This is a genomic window from Bariatricus sp. SGI.154, assembly GCF_050313795.1.
GTDB lineage: Bacteria > Bacillota > Clostridia > Lachnospirales > Lachnospiraceae > CAMBRQ01.
Genome location: NZ_JBNPMC010000017.1, coordinates 51,044 through 68,927, shown reverse-complemented (window position 1 = coordinate 68,927; position 17,884 = coordinate 51,044). Strand labels below are relative to the sequence as shown.

15 protein-coding genes and 1 other annotated feature are annotated in these 17,884 nt (G+C 44.1%); all 15 genes read right to left on the bottom strand.

What is annotated here, in order from left to right; genetic code table 11:
* Nucleotides 1–581 precede the first annotated feature (581 nt).
* The 15 genes from ACQRBN_RS09520 to gcvPB all read right to left on the bottom strand — a co-directional run bounded on the left by ACQRBN_RS09520 (nucleotide 582) and on the right by gcvPB (nucleotide 17,884).
* Nucleotides 582–1,100 (bottom strand): deoxyuridine 5'-triphosphate nucleotidohydrolase, encoded by a 519-nt coding sequence (locus ACQRBN_RS09520; RefSeq protein WP_427738728.1) that lies wholly within the window; start codon nucleotides 1,098–1,100, stop codon nucleotides 582–584.
* Nucleotides 1,093–1,581 carry an anaerobic ribonucleoside-triphosphate reductase activating protein gene (gene nrdG / locus ACQRBN_RS09515; protein WP_427738727.1) on the bottom strand — a complete coding sequence of 163 codons (489 nt, stop codon included), beginning with the start codon at nucleotides 1,579–1,581 and terminating at the stop codon, nucleotides 1,093–1,095. Before nrdG ends, ACQRBN_RS09520 begins: the two co-directional genes overlap by 8 nt.
* 2 nt (nucleotides 1,582–1,583) lie before the next feature.
* Complete coding sequence (gene nrdD / locus ACQRBN_RS09510) at nucleotides 1,584–3,716, bottom strand: anaerobic ribonucleoside-triphosphate reductase (RefSeq protein ID WP_427738726.1); 2,133 nt, start codon at nucleotides 3,714–3,716, stop codon at nucleotides 1,584–1,586.
* Nucleotides 3,717–4,406: 690 nt separating this feature from the next.
* Nucleotides 4,407–4,628, bottom strand: a complete 222-nt coding sequence (locus ACQRBN_RS09505; protein ID WP_427738725.1) for a hypothetical protein — start codon at nucleotides 4,626–4,628, stop codon at nucleotides 4,407–4,409.
* Nucleotides 4,616–5,389, bottom strand: a complete 774-nt coding sequence (locus ACQRBN_RS09500) for an ABC transporter ATP-binding protein (RefSeq protein WP_427738724.1) — start codon at nucleotides 5,387–5,389, stop codon at nucleotides 4,616–4,618. Before ACQRBN_RS09500 ends, ACQRBN_RS09505 begins: the two co-directional genes overlap by 13 nt.
* Nucleotides 5,382–6,263 (bottom strand): ABC transporter permease, encoded by an 882-nt coding sequence (locus ACQRBN_RS09495; protein WP_427738723.1) that lies wholly within the window; start codon nucleotides 6,261–6,263, stop codon nucleotides 5,382–5,384. Before ACQRBN_RS09495 ends, ACQRBN_RS09500 begins: the two co-directional genes overlap by 8 nt.
* Before the next feature lie 61 nt (nucleotides 6,264–6,324).
* On the bottom strand, nucleotides 6,325–7,356 hold the full coding sequence (locus ACQRBN_RS09490) for an ABC transporter substrate-binding protein (RefSeq protein WP_427738722.1): 1,032 nt from the start codon (nucleotides 7,354–7,356) through the stop codon (nucleotides 6,325–6,327).
* Nucleotides 7,357–7,451: 95 nt separating this feature from the next.
* Nucleotides 7,452–7,697, bottom strand: a binding site (T-box leader).
* Between the two features lie 89 nt (nucleotides 7,698–7,786).
* Complete coding sequence (locus ACQRBN_RS09485; protein WP_427738732.1) at nucleotides 7,787–9,172, bottom strand: alanine/glycine:cation symporter family protein; 1,386 nt, start codon at nucleotides 9,170–9,172, stop codon at nucleotides 7,787–7,789.
* A gap of 405 nt (nucleotides 9,173–9,577) precedes the next feature.
* Nucleotides 9,578–10,480 (bottom strand): tyrosine-type recombinase/integrase, encoded by a 903-nt coding sequence (locus tag ACQRBN_RS09480; RefSeq protein WP_427738721.1) that lies wholly within the window; start codon nucleotides 10,478–10,480, stop codon nucleotides 9,578–9,580.
* A gap of 153 nt (nucleotides 10,481–10,633) precedes the next feature.
* The gene (locus ACQRBN_RS09475) at nucleotides 10,634–11,500 is read right to left on the bottom strand and encodes a bifunctional 5,10-methylenetetrahydrofolate dehydrogenase/5,10-methenyltetrahydrofolate cyclohydrolase (RefSeq protein WP_427738720.1); all 867 of its coding nucleotides are present in this window, start codon (nucleotides 11,498–11,500) and stop codon (nucleotides 10,634–10,636) included.
* A 127-nt stretch (nucleotides 11,501–11,627) separates the two neighbouring features.
* Entirely contained in the window at nucleotides 11,628–12,254 is a 627-nt protein-coding gene (locus ACQRBN_RS09470) for a cyclodeaminase/cyclohydrolase family protein (RefSeq protein WP_427738719.1), read from the bottom strand.
* 470 nt (nucleotides 12,255–12,724) lie between these two features.
* A complete protein-coding gene (gene glyA / locus ACQRBN_RS09465; protein WP_427738731.1) occupies nucleotides 12,725–13,966 on the bottom strand; it encodes a serine hydroxymethyltransferase in 1,242 nt (413 codons plus the stop codon).
* Between the two features lie 43 nt (nucleotides 13,967–14,009).
* Complete coding sequence (gene lpdA, locus ACQRBN_RS09460; protein WP_427738718.1) at nucleotides 14,010–15,416, bottom strand: dihydrolipoyl dehydrogenase; 1,407 nt, start codon at nucleotides 15,414–15,416, stop codon at nucleotides 14,010–14,012.
* Nucleotides 15,417–15,428: 12 nt separating this feature from the next.
* Nucleotides 15,429–16,427: a lipoate--protein ligase gene (locus ACQRBN_RS09455; RefSeq protein WP_427738717.1), complete on the bottom strand. Its 999-nt coding sequence runs from the start codon at nucleotides 16,425–16,427 to the stop codon at nucleotides 15,429–15,431.
* A 29-nt stretch (nucleotides 16,428–16,456) separates the two neighbouring features.
* Nucleotides 16,457–17,884 (bottom strand): aminomethyl-transferring glycine dehydrogenase subunit GcvPB, encoded by a 1,428-nt coding sequence (gcvPB, locus tag ACQRBN_RS09450; protein WP_427738716.1) that lies wholly within the window; start codon nucleotides 17,882–17,884, stop codon nucleotides 16,457–16,459.

The window sequence follows — 17,884 nt, the reverse complement described above, 5'->3', positions numbered from 1 at the left end:
TGCTAACGCCTTGTAACACTTACTTGACGCTCTCGGAGCCATCCATCTTCTTCTGCTTCACCTGACATTTTCGGAATCTCAGAGTTTTTTCCACCGGGAGGATTCCTGGCGAGGATGTGTGTGGAACGGTGTTGGATGGGTAACAGATTGGGAGTGGAACGAATTTATATTCATGAAGTAAACAGGAGTTTTCTTCCTCCCCCACACCTCCAATATGTTTCCCCACCGGCACCGTCCCACACACATTCCCGCCGGAATCCCACACAGGAGAAAGCCTTGAGTCCACGGAGATGTCAGGTGCAAGGGCAGGGAAGTTGTGGGCTGTGACCGTATCATGAGCCTTAGACCTCGTTGCAGAAAAAGATACCGTCAGTTCGTGCGAAACCAGGACTACAAGTCCTGGTTTCGAGGGCATCTGAGTCGTAAGGCCATCAAGGGCTTACGGCGAATATGCCCGGTTAGAACGGACGGTATCTTTTTCTGTTACGAGGTCTTGGCGAAACGATCCGGCTACAGCCCACAACTTCCCTGCCCTTGCACCGTACACCTCCAACACTCCACTTTCTCCCCTAAATTCCCCCTTAATTCCCCGTCGTACTCCCGAATCCCCCATTCCGTACTGCCGTTACATCATCATCCACCGTGATTCCATACTCCACAAAAATCCCCTGCATGAATCCCATGCCTGCTTCAATCTCAACTACTTTTCCTTCATTCGTATCATTCGTGATCTTCGCAAATATATGCCCTTCATTATCGGAATAGAAATAATCACTGTCAATAATTCCCACCGTATTATTCAACTGCAGACGGTATTTGAAGCCTAAACCGCTTCTTGGATAACATTTTAACACCCAGTCTTCTTCCATCTCGACACGGATTCCGGTTGGAATCTTGATTGTCTCGCCCGGCTTTAGTTCAATGGAGACTGGTGCATAGAAGTCATACCCTGCCGAACCGGCAGTTGCTCTCTTCGGGAGTTTTACTGCATCATAAATCTCCTGTATCTTCTCATCTCCGGTCATGCCGAATGTATCTGTATATCCCTCCTTGAACTGGTCAAAACTTACCTTGTGAAACTTTGCAATCCTTCTAGCCATGTAATACGATCTCTCCTATCTTTAATGTATTCTTCACATCTATCACTAACTGGTTCGAACTTCCTTTCCAGTGAAGTGTATTGTCCTTCTTATCTTCCTGAAATTCGCCATCCACCAATACATCCAGATACTTCATGATCTCCAGATGCTTTACCTGGTCCCAGACACTTCCAGTATAAAGCCAGATCGTCTTATCCGGATACTTTTCTTTAATATCCTTCGCAAGTGCCGTCACGCCTTCTATATTCGCCTCATGAAGAGGGTCTCCTCCTGAAAATGTAATGCCGCTGACGTAATCTTTCTCCAGTTCATCGTAGATCTCCTTCCTGGCTTCCCCGTCGAACTCCAGACCTCCCTGAGGATCCCAAGTCACAGGGTTATGGCATCCTTTGCAGCCATGAGAGCAGCCTGCAACCCACAGCACAACTCTAAGCCCGTCTCCATTGAGCATATCATCTTTCGTAATATTATGATAACGCATTCTTACATACTTTTCCTTTCTGCAATCTCTGCCATCTTCGCCTCATTCAGACGTGTATCACCCTTTACTCTGGAATAAGACAGATAGCCATTCATCCGGTCAATCTTCGTCAGATTCTTACTTCCGCATACTGGGCATACATCCATGGATAATTCCTCATGCCCACAGTCATCACAATATGCCAGAGACAGATTCACACCCTCATAGAAACCTTTCTTCATAGCCCTCCTTACCAGAGAACGAATGGCTTCTTTATTATAATTCACCGGATATTTCACATACTGGATCTTTCCACCATTACTTAAGTTCCAGAATCGTTCTTCCAGATCCTGCTTCTGAATCGGCGTAATATCCTCAGCAACATGGCAGTGGAAACTATTACTTACATAGGCTCTGTCGGATACATTCTCTATAATTCCGTATTTTTTCCTGAACTGCTGAATCTGTACACCGCACAGATTCTCTGCCGGCGTGCCATATATTGCATAAAGGCGTCCATCCTCTTTCTTGAATTCGTTGACCTTATCGTTAATGTGCTGCAGCGTATCCAGTGCAAACTGTCCATCCTCTACCAGAGATTTCTTATTGTGCAGCTGCTGAAGTTCGTTCAATGCAGTAATACCAAAGGAAGCAGTCGCAGACTTAAGCAACGGCTTAATCTTATCGTACAGACCGAGATGTCCGCCATAGAATCCACCCTCACAATATGCCAGTGGATTCGTAGATGCTTTCAATTCACCTAAATAGTCGTAAGTTCTAAGGTGCAGCTGACGAATCAGTTCCAGATAATAATCTAATACCTCATAGAAATCTCTGCTTTCCTGTTTTGCCTTTGCATAGATCATCGGAAGATGAAGGCTGATCGCACCGATGTTAAAACGTCCTACGAACACCGGCTGATCATTCTCATCTGCCGGATCGATACCGCCTCTTTCATACCACGGCGATAAGAATGCACGGCATCCCATCGGGCTGATGATCTTGCCATATTTCTTATACATGCTGGCAACATATCCTTCACCTGTCAGACTCAGCCAGTCTGGATACATAGTTTTGGAAGAGCAATTGATTCCTGCTTCAAACACATCCTCAAGCACTCCTCCCGGACCATGTAAATTCTCATCATAGAGGAATACAATCTTCGGAAATAATACCGGCTTCTTGTGCCCTGCTTTCCCCTGTCCATTCTTACGCACTTCTAACATCTTCATGGTTGCCAGTTTTCCATAATCGCTGGTCACCGTTCCTGCTGTCACCGTGATGAATGGATAGTCCCCACGGCTGGAAGATACCGAATTAAACTTATATTCCCATCCCTGGAAACCTTGCTCCATCTCTTTTTCCAGATCTGCCCATGCTACTTTCTGTACCACCTCTTCCGGAAGTCCAAGGCTTCGGTACTTAGCAAGCAGTTTCTCGTGAGATTTCTTCGCATAAGGCTCCAGAATCTCATCTACACTAGGCACCGTGAAACCGCCATACTGCTGGCTTGCCGCACTCAATACGATATCGCCGATTACATCAAACGCAGTATCCAGAGTCTTCGGCTCGTTATACCACAGATTCCCCATCTCGAAACCGCCGCTTAATACAGTCTTCACATCGAACAGACAGCAGTTCATGGTATCCCTTCTTGCAGACATATCATGGATATAGATATAACCATCCCGTATTGCCTGTACCTCCTCCACCGTCAGGAAGAATTTCTTATATAATTCCTTATTCAATTCATTGAAAATCAGGCTTCGCTTTGTTGATACCAGCGCACTGTCCGTGTTGCTGTTCTCCTTATCTCCAATATACATAATAGACTGACTCTTCTTATACACTTCATCCAACATCTGGACAAAATCCTGCTTGTAATTACGGTAATCTCTGTAACTCTTCGCAACTGCAGGATTTACTCGTTCCAAAGCCCCCTCTACTACATTGTGCATCTCAGCAATACGGATCTCTTTTACGTTCATGGCATCTACTTTTTCTTCTACAAATTTGCAGATGAAACCTAACTCTTCCTCTGTGAATTTGATCAGAACACGGTAGGCTGACTTGTTCACGGCGACAACTACTTTCTGTACATTGAACTCCTCTTTCGTTCCGTCTTTTTTAACAACTTTTACATTATTCTTCAACATAATTTCATCTCCTTCTTCTATTCCATCTATCCTTCATATGCCTTTAGCAACATCATCATTCAGGTTTAAACATCTACATTTAGTATTATTGTTCTCATTTTATCACTATATCATGTATCCGTTTATCTATTTATATTACCATTCCCTTATACTTACGTCAATGGGAATTTAATGGAGAAAGTGGATTCTTGGAAGTGTACGGTAAAGCAGAAGAAGATGGGTGGCTCTGAGACCGGGCGTTTCGTTAACAAGGTGTAAGCGTAAGAATCCCCGTAGATTGGCAACCGAGTACACGAACTCCGAAATCTTGATGATTTCGCAGTTCGGGCACTCTTTCGTCTTTGACGTGAAGTCAAAGCCTCATGCCAATCTACAGGGATTCTCACGCTAACGCCTTGTAACACTCACTTAACGCCCTCAGAGCCACCCATCTTCTTCTGCTTCACCTGACATTTCCGAAATCTCAAGTCTTTCTCCATTGGGAGGATTCCTGGCGAAGGATGCGCGTGGAACTGTGTTGATAGGGATCAACCGCCATTTCCTGCCAATACCGTTCCCCCCTTGCACCCCGCCAGGAATCCTCGCAGTTCATGAAGAGTTACACATAAGAATGACAGGCAGAGAGGGGCAGTATGGGCATTCAGATCCGTAGAAGAGCCGTACAAGCCGTTAGTGAAAAAGAGGTCTGAATCAGGATGAATTCTGTGCTACACGCACAGAATTCAAGAATGTCTGAGCCGGAGAAATCTTCAGATTTGTCCGACGATTACATTCGATTCCTGATTCCAGACCTCTTTTGAACTTACGGATTGTAGACGATTGGAGTCGGATCTGAATGCCCATACTGCTCCTCTCTGCCGTACGCTTTATAAACAACTCTTCATAAACTAAATTCCCATCTAATTCCCACATTCAATACTAATCTCATTGAATAACTTCAATATCTCATCCACCGATATCTGTTCTTTCTCGCTATCCTTCCTATCCAGAATCACTTCTCCTTGGTGCATCATGACCAGTCGGTTGCCATACTCAACCGCATACCGAAGATTGTGTGTTACCATGATCGTAGTGAGGTTCTTCTCCTTCACAATCTGATCAGTCAATTCCATAATCAGTTCCGCGGTTTTCGGATCTAAGGCGGCGGTATGCTCATCCAGGATCAGGAACTCAATGGGTGTCATGGTTGACATAAGAAGTGCCATCGCCTGCCGCTGTCCGCCGGACAATACGCCGACTTTTACGTCCATCTTATCCTCCAATCCCAGATTCAACTGGTGAAGCTGTTCCCTGTAATACTCAATCCTCGCCTTATTAGTCCCACGTCCCAAACCATAAAGTTTTCCTTTATTATCTGCAAGAGACATATTCTCAAGTATGGTGAGCGATGGGCAGGTTCCCATAGCCGGATTCTGATAGACGCGGCCAATTCTCGCATTACGCTTATACTCTTTCTCCCTGGTAATGTCTTTTCCGTTAATCAGGATCTTGCCCGCTTCCAGAGGAATACTTCCACAGATAATGTTCAGCATGGATGTCTTACCGGAACCATTGCTTCCAACTACAGAAAGGAACTCTCCTTTTTCAATCGTCAGGTTAAAATTGTCGAACAGGCACATCTCATTTACCGTACCCGGATTATAATATTTCTGAATTCCTTTTAGTTCAAGCATTCTTCTTCACCTTCGTCTTTCTTTCCATACTGATGACCAGAATAATAAGGAATAATACTGCCGTAATCAACTTCATAGCTTGCGGTTCAAAGTTGCGAAGAGCCACTGCCACGCACGCTTTGTAGATAATCGATCCGATTAGAACCGCAGAAGTTGCTTTTAGTATGGTTACCTTTTTAAAAATACTGGTTCCGATAATCACACTTGCCAATCCGATTACGATCGCGCCCGTACCCATTGAAATCTCGAATACCCTTTCCTCCTGGGCAAACACACATCCTGCAAGAGACACCAGACCGTTGGCAATTGCAAGTCCCAGAATCTTCACATTTCCCTGATCTTTTGCAAGTGACGTAACCAGCGTAGCATTGTCACCAACCGCCCTTAACAGATAACCTGATTTTGTCTTCAGATACAGATCCAGCAGTATCTTACAGATTACAGCCAGCACCAATATAATAAGCAACGTCGTATACGGCGCAATACTATCCGGAACTATATTCTCTACAGCGTCATTTTTAAAGATTGTCTTCTGTGAAAAGAGCGGTACATTCGCGGTTCCCGCAATGTACAGATTAATCGTCCACAATGCCGTCATCATAATAATGCCGGACAGCAGATCCCTTACTCTGCATTTTACATGGATCAGACCTGTACAGACTCCAGCCACCACACCCACCAGGAATGCTAATGGAAGCGTCAGGTATGGATTCACCCCTCTTGTAATGAGGGCAGCTGTAATCGCTGCCCCCAGAGGGAAACTTCCATCTACCGTCAGATCCGGAAAATCCAGTATCTTATATGTGATATAAACTCCCAGTGCCAGTATCCCATATATCAGGCCCTGTTCAATAATTGTTACGATAAAATCCATGAAAATGCCTCCCACAATCTATTCCATACTCTTTGATTCTATATCTTATGCTATGGAATCTTTATTCTTCTGTAATCTCATCAAAACTCTCTACTGCATCAGCCGCAAGTTCTTCCGGAACTGTGATTCCAAGGTTCTCAGCAACCTTGTTATTTACATAGAATCCAGGCTCTGTGATCAGTTCAAAATTCAGTTCAGATGCTTTCTTCTCACCTTTTAACACCTGTGCTGCCATCTTGCCGGTCTGTTTACCAAGTGCAATATAGTCAATACCTTCAGCTGCAAGACATCCAATCTTCACCTGCTCAATCTCACTTCCAAATACCGGAATCTTCTTCTCATTGGCTTTCTCCAGAATTGTCGGAAGAGATGCGACAACCGTATTATCTGTCAGATTGGTAATACAATCTACTTCACTTAACAGATCATCTGCTGCAAGCGGTACATCCGCAGTTGCTGTAATTCCTTTTTCCACCAGTTCAAATCCATATTCTCCAACCAGTTCCTTGTACTCTGCAATTGCTGATACAGAGTTTGCCTCACTTGTAGTATACATAATGCCTAACTTCTTAGCATCCGGAAGCATCTCGCGAATCATCTTAAGCTGCTCTTCAACTGGAAGTTTATCAGAAGTACCTGTCACTTCTCCAACTGGTGTTCCGTCTTCATCTGCAAGTTCTGCCGCAACCGGATCTGTAACCGCCGTATAGATTACAGGAATCTCCGTATCCATGGCCGCATTATATGCGCTCTGAGCGGTAGGTGTCGCAATCGCACAGATCAGATCTACCTTGTCAGATACGAAACTATCTGAGATCTGTCCGGCAGTACCCATATCTGCCGCCGCATTCTTATATTCCACTTTCAGGTTCTCATCTTCTACGATACCTTCCTCTGCAAGTCCCTCCAGGAATCCCTCCCGGCAATTGTCCAGGGAACCATGTTCTGCAAACTGTGAGATACCAATGGTATAACTTTCTTTCACAGAATCCCCGGAAGAAGATTCTGATGAACCTCCTGAACTTCCACATCCTGTTACCATTGCTGCCACCATTGCTACTGTTAATAATCCTGCTACTACTTTCTTTTTCATTGTTTCATTCTCCTTTTCTTTTTTTGTTTTGATTTCTTGTTGGTGTTAGGAGAGAAAAATTGCCGTAATACAACGAAACCGCCCCAAACCCTAAGGTTTGAGACGGTAATATAAACATATTATCGCGGTACCACTCAAATTGACGAATCGTCCACTTTTCTCATGTACTAACATACACTCCTGATTGATAACGGGTTCGGTTCCCGACAAACCATACTCTCTAATGATTTCCGGCTGCCCTCGAAAGTCCATTCACTTATCAACTTCATACAGCAATCTCACCATCTGCCGCTCTCTTTGATGTCGTCGGATAAACTACTTCTCTTTCTCAACGGTTTCATCTTATTCACAACATTACATTAATCCAATAAAGCGGATTTGTCAAGAGAAAATTTTTAAATATTTCACAAATATTATTCTTAACTTCTCTTTACTTTTTGACAATTGGAACTGGAGTATCATCCTTTGCATCAAGATTATTGATATATTTCTTTGTCTCACGAACCATTTCTCCGGACAGAAGAAGCACGGCTATCAGGTTCGGAATCGCCATTAACGCATTCAATGTATCTGCAATCAGCCATACCAGATCAAGCGCAACGATTGGTGCAATTGCCGCTATTACAACGTAGAGAAGACGATAAGGAATTAATCCTTTCTTCCCTGCAAAATACTCCACGCAACGCTCTCCGTAGTATGCCCATCCAAGAATCGTTGAATATGCAAATGAGATAATTCCAAGCGTCAAAATGATCGGTCCAAGATAAGGGATCTGACCAAACGCCAATGAAGTAAGCTGTCCACCATTCTCAACAGAATCGGCATTGATATTTGGGTTCTTCATAATAGTCGTTACCAGAACAAGCCCCGTCATCAGACATACAACTACTGTATCCCAGAATGTTCCTGTAGAAGACACCAATGCCTGACGTACCGGATTCCTTGTCTGAGCCGCTGCCGCTGCAATTGGAGCAGAGCCAAGACCAGACTCGTTAGAGAACAGACCACGGGCAACACCAAAGCGGATTGCCATTGTGATTCCTGCACCTACCAGACCACCCGCTGCTGCGCCCGGCTTGAACGCAAGTTTGCAGATAACACCGATTGCCGGAATTATGTAGTCATAATTCATACACAGGATAATAATACATCCCAGCACATAGAAAATCGCCATAAACGGCACTAATCTCTCACATACGCTTGCAATCGTCTTAATTCCTCCGAAGATAACAATGGCAGTTAAAATTGCAATGACAATGCCGACAATCAATGGCGGAACATTAAAATTCGTATTACAGATCTCTGCAATGGAATTAACCTGAGTCGCACATCCGATACCAAAGGATGCGAATGCTGCAAAGATTGCGAACAGCATGCCCAGCCATTTCATATTCAGACCTCTCTCAAGCGCATACATCGCACCACCCTGCATACGTCCGTCTTCCGTCTTAACTCTGTACTTTACAGCGATAAAAGACTCTGCATACTTAGTCGCAATTCCAAATACACCGGTAAGCCAGCACCAAAGCACTGCTCCCGGACCTCCAAGCGCAATTGCAGTACCTACACCTACGATATTACCAGTACCAATGGTTGCTGCCAATGCTGTCGTCAATGCTCCGAACTGTGATACTTCTCCTTCTGCATCCGGATCTTTTGCAACAGATAATTTGATACCTCTTGTGATGGTATACTTCTGAATGAATCCTGTACGGATTGTCAGAAATACATGAGCTCCCAACAACAGAATAATCATTGGCCATCCCCATACAACTCCATTAATAGCGGTTACAACTGAATTAATTGCATTAAGCATATTATTCCCCTTTCTCTCTTCCTTTGCTTTATGATAAACCAAAAGAGTATCGGCATCTGTCGTTACTCTTTGGTGCATCACCATAGATACATTCTACATTAATATATTGAAAATGGCAACAATTGTTACAAAATCATCATGCAATTTTATATATTGACAAAATTGCACGAATCATCCTTATCTTGCCTAGACAAATGAAGATGCTAATTACGAATTCATGTCCTCTTTTTTCATTTTTGTCAAAAGACAAAGAAACTCCAAGGTTGCTGCCATCCTTGGAGTCTCTCACTACACATATTAAATGTGTTCTTTATTCGTATTATGCGTAAAATATTATCATATTTTGAAAATATATGCAAGTAATTTTTCTCTTATCTCCTGTCGCTTTCCATTACATTCCCTCTATCATAATACCGGAGGCTCTACTCTTATCTTCACCAGACGATTCGCGCTGCGTTGCAACTCTTCACGATATGCAATATTCTGATAACGCTTGATCTGTATCCTGGTAATTCCCATCTGACCAGCCACCTGACCAGGATCTGCTCCATAAGAGAACAGGGTAAAACCACAGGTATTTCGGATGCTCTCCGCGCTATAAGCCGGGATTCCTGCCTTCTGCGTGTATTTCTTCATAAGTCTGCTGATATACATTGTATTCAATTTGTTCCCACGCCTATTATAGAATAGAAAGGTATTCTCCGTGCGACTCTCCATATAGGTATTCAAAACTGCAAATGCATCCTCCGGAATACAACACATCTCTGTTCTGTCCCTGATTTTAGCATACACTCCGTTCTCATACATAGCCAGATCCTCCGGCTTAAGTTCTGTAATCTCTGTGGAACTTAAGCCCACGCGGTACAGTAAGACAATCATGCAATATGCCATCAGGTCTTCTTCTGCCGCCTTAAGGAGACGGTCAATCTGTTCTATTGAAACTGATTTCGCATACTTCTCCTGCTTCGCCACTAGTTTCAGATATGGATAATAGTAATCCTGATACTCTGCGTCAACGCCGTATCTTTCCCGGTTCTCACAGATATATTCGGCGAAAGAATGTAATTCCCGGAATTTTTTCGCCATCGTTCCGGGCTTAATCTCATCTTCTCTAACCTTATTCTGCAATACTTCATAATATTCCTTCACTTTTTCTTTTTGAATTTGAAGAAAATCCATCTGAAAATGTTCCATAATTTCTGCAATATCCGTCTGATAAGATGCTGCCGTCGTAGGACTCTTAAAATGTACCGTAAAATCTTCCCATATTACTTGCTTTATTAGTTCTGATGCATATATGCTGTTCATCTGCCGCTCTCCCTGCTTGTCTGCTATCCGCGAAGCGGATTTTCCTATAATGTTATTTGTATTTATCATACTATAACATTAATAACTTTTTTTCAAGGGACGTCCATTCATTTATTCAAATTCTGCAAACATCCCTTTTGTATCATCTATACACTATTTACTTCTAAAATACTCCGCACTTCTTACTACATGCTTTGCCAGAACAGATGAGGTAACACTTCCCACTCCTCTCGGTACCGGGCTGATATAAGATGCTTTCCGTACGACTGCATCATAATCCACATCACCACACATGTTGCCGTCATCATCCACATTGATTCCTACATCCACAACAACAGCCCTCTCACCAACCATATCTTCACTTATCATCTTCGCTTTACCTGCCGCTGCTACCAGAATCTCCGCTTCTTTGCAGGTTGCCGCAAGATCTTTCGTGCGGGTATGACATACGGTAATCGTTGCATGCTTCTTCAACATCAGCATGGATAATGGCTTTCCTACCACCATACTTCTTCCTACTACAGTCACTTTCTTTCCAGTCAGATCGATATCATAATAATCAAGCATCTCCATTACCGCTTCCGGAGTACAAGGTGCATAGCCTGTCTCATCCCCGGAAAATACTTTCGCAATATTCACCGGACTCATGCAATCCACATCTTTCATAGGATGGATCATCGCTTTAATCGGCTCTTCATCCAGATGTTTCGGCAATGGACGGAATAAGAGAATTCCATGAATCTTCGGGTCATCATTCACTTTTCTGAACTCTGCCTCGAATTCCTCCTGACAGATATTCTCCGACAATTCGAATACGCTACATGCAATACCGGTCAGTTCCATACGCTTTATGGCACCACGCTCATATGCCAGATCATCCGGACGCTCTCCGACTCTTACAATTGCCAGATGAGGGAGGATTCCCTCACTCTTCAATTCTTCTACTCTCTGAATCAGTTCCTCTTTCATGGCTTTTGCCACATCAGTACCCATCATTACAACGCTTTTCTCTGTACTCATATCTGCACCAATACCTCTCTTTTTGTCAATTGGATCCCTGCCTGTCCATCCGGCATATATCCAGCCATCTTTGCATCATTTTCTATAGGTTGATTCTCTATAGGCTTGTTCTCTATCAATCTACCATCTATCGGATCTTTGCAAGCACTCCCGCATAGATCTCTTCTTTTAATTCTTTGCCCTCCTGAATCATGGCATCCGCTTTATGGTTCAGTTCCTCTGCCCGCTCACGATTCTTCATCAGATTCGTATTGATAAATACATTCAAAGAAGCTCCTTCCAGCGCTGCCTGAGCAAATAATATTCCAACTCCTACATCACTAATAGCAATCTTACTTCCCTTCTCACCCATAACCTTCAACAGTCTCATGACTTTCAGAATCGTTTCCATAATATCCATCGGAACAATGCTTGCCTCATATAACGCCTGGTCCAGAATCTTTTCCTTCTTAGCCTTCTGCTCTTCTGTCTCCTTAGGAAGTCCATATGCCTTAGATAACGGCTCAAAAGCCTCTGCATCCTTATCGGTTAAAACCACCAATTCATCTCTCAATTCCTCCAACTGGCTTCTGACTTCCTTCACTTCTTCTTCCACATCCGCATACCGCTTCTTCCCCACAGTCAAGTTCGCCACCATCATCCCTAATGCCGCAGCAAACGCTCCCACTGCCGCCGACGCACCACCGCCGCCCGGAACCGGCTGCGCAGATGAAAGTTCCTCCAAGAATTCCGTAGTCCTCTTCTCCAACATCATATTACCATACCTCCTGTTTCCATCCTGCTTAAGTTCCCTTTTTCACCTAAACACATCTCTAACATTTCTAATAATTCCCCAACTTATACTTCTTTTTTCAATATCACTATTATATTTCAAAGCCTCTACGCTTGCAACCCACTCCCTTAAAATATTCCGCCAATATTCTAACAAAGAATGTTATCGTAATCTTGTCCCCACCAAAAGTATCCATCATACACCATAAGATGTACAACTGACGATTTTTGCACAGCCAGCAAACAGAAGTACAGAAAAAAAGCATATCCCTAAGCAAACATTCCAGGGGCGCTCCTAACGTAGGTGAAATCCACTGCTAACTGCGACTTAGACATGAGGGCTCTCCCGAATGTCTTAGTCGCAGTTAGCAGTTAGTTCACCGCAGTGTTGCCCCGTTTGCGTGGGATATGCTTTTTTTCTGTACTGCGTACACTCGCTATTTCAAATCAATTTTACACATACAATGGATACTTCTCACAGATCTTATTCACTTCCGCCCGAATCTCATCTGCCTTAGTATCAAAATCTGTAATCGTCATCTTGATCAATCTTGCAATTGTCTTCATATCTTCTTCCTTCAGGCCTCTTGTGGTAACAGCCGGTGTTCCGATACGGATACCGCTGGTTACAAATGGGCTTGCAGGATCATTCGGAACTGCATTCTTATTTACTGTGATGTATACTTCATCCAGACGGTTCTGCAGTTCTTTACCAGTAATGTTCATATTCTGTAAGTCTACCAGCATCAGATGATTGTCTGTGCCGCCACTTACAAGGTTGAAGCCTTCTTCTACCATTGCTTCTGCAAGTGCTTTGGCATTCTTGATTACCTGTGCCTGATATTCTTTGAATTCTGGCTTTAATGCTTCGCCGAAGCAGATCGCCTTTGCAGCGATGATATGCATCAGAGGACCACCCTGGGTTCCTGGGAAGATTGCTTTATTGATTGCTTTTGCGTGTTCTTCCTTGCACATGATGATTCCGCCTCTTGGACCTCTTAAGGTCTTATGTGTTGTAGTTGTTACAACATCGGCATACGGAACCGGGCTCTGATGTAAGCCTGCTGCTACCAGACCCGCGATGTGAGCCATATCTACGAACAGATACGCACCAACTTCTTTTGCAATATCAGCAAAAATATCAAAACGAATCTCTCTTGGATATGCAGATGCACCTGTAACGATCATCTTAGGTTTGCACTCATGTGCAATTCTTCTAACCTCTTCATAATCCAGGAAGCCTTCATCATTCACGTTATATGGAACGAAGTTATAGAGAATACCAGACATATTCACCGGTGAACCATGTGTCAGGTGTCCGCCGTGTGCCAGATTGAGTCCCATTACCGTATCGCCTGGCTGTAAGAATGCCTGATATACTGCCATATTCGCACTTGCTCCGGAATGTGGCTGTACACAAACATGATCGCAGCCAAAGAGTTCTTTTGCACGCTCGATTGCAAGATTCTCCAGAATATCCACATGTTCACATCCGCCATAATAACGTTTTCCCGGATATCCTTCTGCATATTTGTTAGTAGGTACAGTTCCCATAGCCAGCATAACTGCCGGGCTTACAATATTCTCAGAAGCAATCAGTTCCAGATTCCTTCTCTGGCGGTTCAATTCCAGATACAGTGCGTCACCAATCTCTTCATCATAACTTTTGATGTAATCCATTACATCCTGAATCATATTCATAACCTTATCCTCCTAATTCTCAACACGTCTCATATATCTATCGTTTCTTCTTCGGCATTACGTGGATTGCTTCCCCAATTGCGTCTTCCAGTGCCTCTGTAACTCCTTCGTTATAGGTAGGATGAGCTCTCATGCTCTTAAGAAGCTGTCCGGCAGTCAGCCTATTAGCTACAGCCGTTCCAAATTCTCCGATCATATCTGTCGCTCTTGCACACATCATCTGCGCTCCCAATATTACGTCTGTCTCGGCACATACCACAACTTTCACAAAACCTCTCTCTTCCTGCGTAATCAGCGACTTGCCGTTGGCGCTCATAATGAACTTGCCAACCTTAACATCTCTTCCCAGGGCTTTTGCATCTTCTTCTGTCATCCCCACAGATGCAATCTCCGGATCTGTATATACACAGCCCGGTACGACACTCAAGTCGATCTCCGGAGTCTTTCCAGCCAGTTTCTCTACCACATAGATTCCCTGGGCGCTTGCCAGATGCGCAAGCTGCATACCTTTCACCAAGTCACCGATGGCATAGACATCCTCCATGCTGGTCTTAAAGTCTTCATCTACTCCAAGGCGTCCGCGCTCCATTACCGGCTCTACACCCTCACCAAATAAGCCATCCGTATTCGGGCATCTTCCCACTGCACATAAGACATACTGGGCAGAAGCCTTCACTTCCTTCTCCTTCTCGATGAACGTACAGGTATACTGTTCCCCATCCTGTTGCACTCCCTGTACTGCTGCAGACGTATGAATATCAATGCCCCTCTTTTTCAGAATCATCTTCAGATTCTGGGATATCTCTTTATCCATATTCGGCACCAGGCGAGGCATCGCCTCAACAATCGTCACCTTGCAGCCAAGCGCTGCGAATACGGTAGCAAATTCTACACTGATTACACCGCCGCCGATAATCACCAGACTATCCGGCACTTCTTTTAACTGAAAGAGTTCATCGCTGGTCAGAACACCCGGAAGGTCAAGTCCCGGAATTGGCAGCACCAAAGGCTTAGAGCCTGCTGCCAGAATAATCTTATCTGCACCATAAGTATGTTTTTCTTCTCCGGATACAACTGTTACTTCCTTATTCTGTTCCAGAGTTCCCTTTCCGGCAAGGAAAGTAACCCCATTGGCTTTTAACAGCTGTTCCACACCCTGACATAATTTCTCTGTCGTTGCTTCTTTGTATGCAATAATCTTCTCATAGTCATATCGAACATCCGATGCAGATACGCCAAAACGCTCTGCCTCCTGAATCTCTCGATATAAAGAAGATGCATGAACCATTGCCTTCGCCGGAATACATCCGCGGTTCAGACAGGTTCCGCCAACTCTTCTGTCTTCTACAATCGCAGTAGCAAAACCAAGTTTGGCTGCTTTAATTGCCGCCACATAGCCGCCCGGACCAGCGCCTATTATGATTATATCAAATTTCTGTTCCATTACAAGTCTCCTTTATAGATCTACCGTCTTAAGCCAAGAAGTGATTTCCTTCATCATTGCATTCTCACTCTTGTCCGCTGACCAGTAGAGTCCAAGTTCTGCACAGATTGATTGCTTTTTATACCGGATTCCCCTAAGATAATTCGGAATCTCCCGAATCACTTCCGGCTTCATCGCATCCGAAAACGCAACCATATCTTCAATCTTTCCGTTCTTTACCTGAAACTGCAAGGTTACCTGTCCCCAAGAAAAACGGTTCGATAACTCATACTGGAAATCAATCTTCCTGCCGAAGATCCAATCCCAGGAAGAAAATCGTTTTCTGCTCTCTTCGATCTCCTTCTGCTCCATATCCGCGATATCAGTAACCTCTGCTTTTAACTCATATACTTCTTCAAACGCTTCTAACAGTTTTTCTTTCAGGAGTTCAATCGTAAGTTCCGGAGCGAATTCAGTCAGATTCGTCACTCTTGACCTTACAGAATCTACGCCTTTGGACTGTAATTTCTCCTTAGATACGGTCAGGTATTTGGAAAGTTCCCCCAGATTCACGTTCACCATCAAAGTCCCGTGATGATAACAGTGACTGCCCTGCTCATAATAAGCATTACCTGAGAACTTCTTTCCGTCTACCAGAATATCATTGCGCCCTGACTTCTCGGCTTCAATTCCCAATTTCTGAACTGCCCTTAGAATCACCTGAGTCTGTTTGTCAACACTGTAGTTCTCTTTGCGTACCAGAAATGTAAAGTTCAGATTCCCCAGATCGTGATATACGGCTCCGCCGCCAGATAATCTCCGTACCAGATGTCCTCCGTCCTCTTCCAGCTTGCTGACCAGACATTCCTTCCAGGCATTCTGGTTGCGTCCGATCACAATCGTATGCTGGTTCTGCCACAGATAGAGAATACACTCCTCTTCGGCACAGTGGAGGAGCAGATACTCCTCCACAGCCAGATTCTGATAAGGGGATGTCTCATGGCTCTCTACGTAAGTTATTTTATTAATCATTTCTGACACCTCATTCTCAGAATATTATTTTATGAAAATTGATAACGCAGTACCGGATGTCTTGCCGCTCCTACTTCATCTAATCTTGTAACCGGAGTCGTCACCGGTGCCGCATGAAGGCTCTCTGCCTCCTTCTCTGCCATCTCATAGAGATTACGGAATACCTGAATTGCCTCATCCAATGTCTCTCTGGATTCTGTCTCTGTAGGCTCTACCATCAACGCTTCATCTACGATCAGAGGGAAGTACATTGTAGGCGGATGGATTCCATTATCCAGAAGTCCTTTCGCAATATCCATTGCAGATACGCCAGTCTTCTTCTTGAGATCTGAAAGACTCATAACAAACTCATGCATACATACTTCATCATATGCCATTGTATAGAGATCTTTTAACTTATTCATCATATAGTTTGCATTGAGAACTGCGTTCTGGCTTGCTTTTGGAATTCCCTCTCTTCCAAGTGTCTTTAAGTAGGTAAGCGCTCTTACCACTACCAGGAAGTTGCCATAGAAACTCTTCATCTCGCCAATGCTGTGTTCACTCTTTACGAAGGATAAAGTCTCTTCGCCTTCTACCAGCACGGATGGAAGGAACTCAGTCAGGCATTCCTTGCATCCTACCGGACCACTTCCCGGACCACCTCCACCATGTGGGGTTGAGAATGTCTTATGAAGATTCAGATGAATGACATCGAATCCCATATCTCCAGGACGTACGGTTCCCATAACCGCATTCAGGTTCGCTCCGTCATAGTAGCAAAGACCGCCGCAGCCATGTACGATATTGGTAATCTCCAGAATATTCTTATCGAATAATCCTACGGTATTCGGGTTCGTCAGCATCAATCCGGCAATATCATCACCTGCAACTGCACGTAATTTCTCCAGATCTACACATCCGTCTTCGCCGGATGGGATACTTACCACAGAATAGCCTGCCATAACCGCGCTTGCCGGATTCGTTCCATGTGCAGAATCCGGAACAATAATCTTAGTACGCTTCTTATCTCCTCTGCTCTCATGGTATGCCTTAATAAGCAGAAGCCCTGTAAACTCTCCGTGTGCACCTGCTGCCGGCTGGAAAGTCATGTGATCCATTCCGGTAATCTCACACAGATATTCTTCTGTCTCCTTCATGACTTCCATACATCCCTGAACCGTATGTGCAGGCTGCAATGGATGAACTTCAGTGAATCCCGGCAATGCTGCCATATCTTCATTGATCTTCGGATTATATTTCATCGTACAGGAACCAAGCGGATAGAAGCCATCGTTCACACCGTGAGACTTCTTCGCAAGTTCTGTATAATGTCTGCTTAATTCATTCTCAGACAGTTCTGGCATGTGTAATGCAAGTTCTCTTTTATCCTTCTCCTTAGGCAGTACGATCTCTACGTCACATGCCGGAAGCATACTGCATCCTCTGCCCGGTCTGCTCTTCTCAAATACTAACAT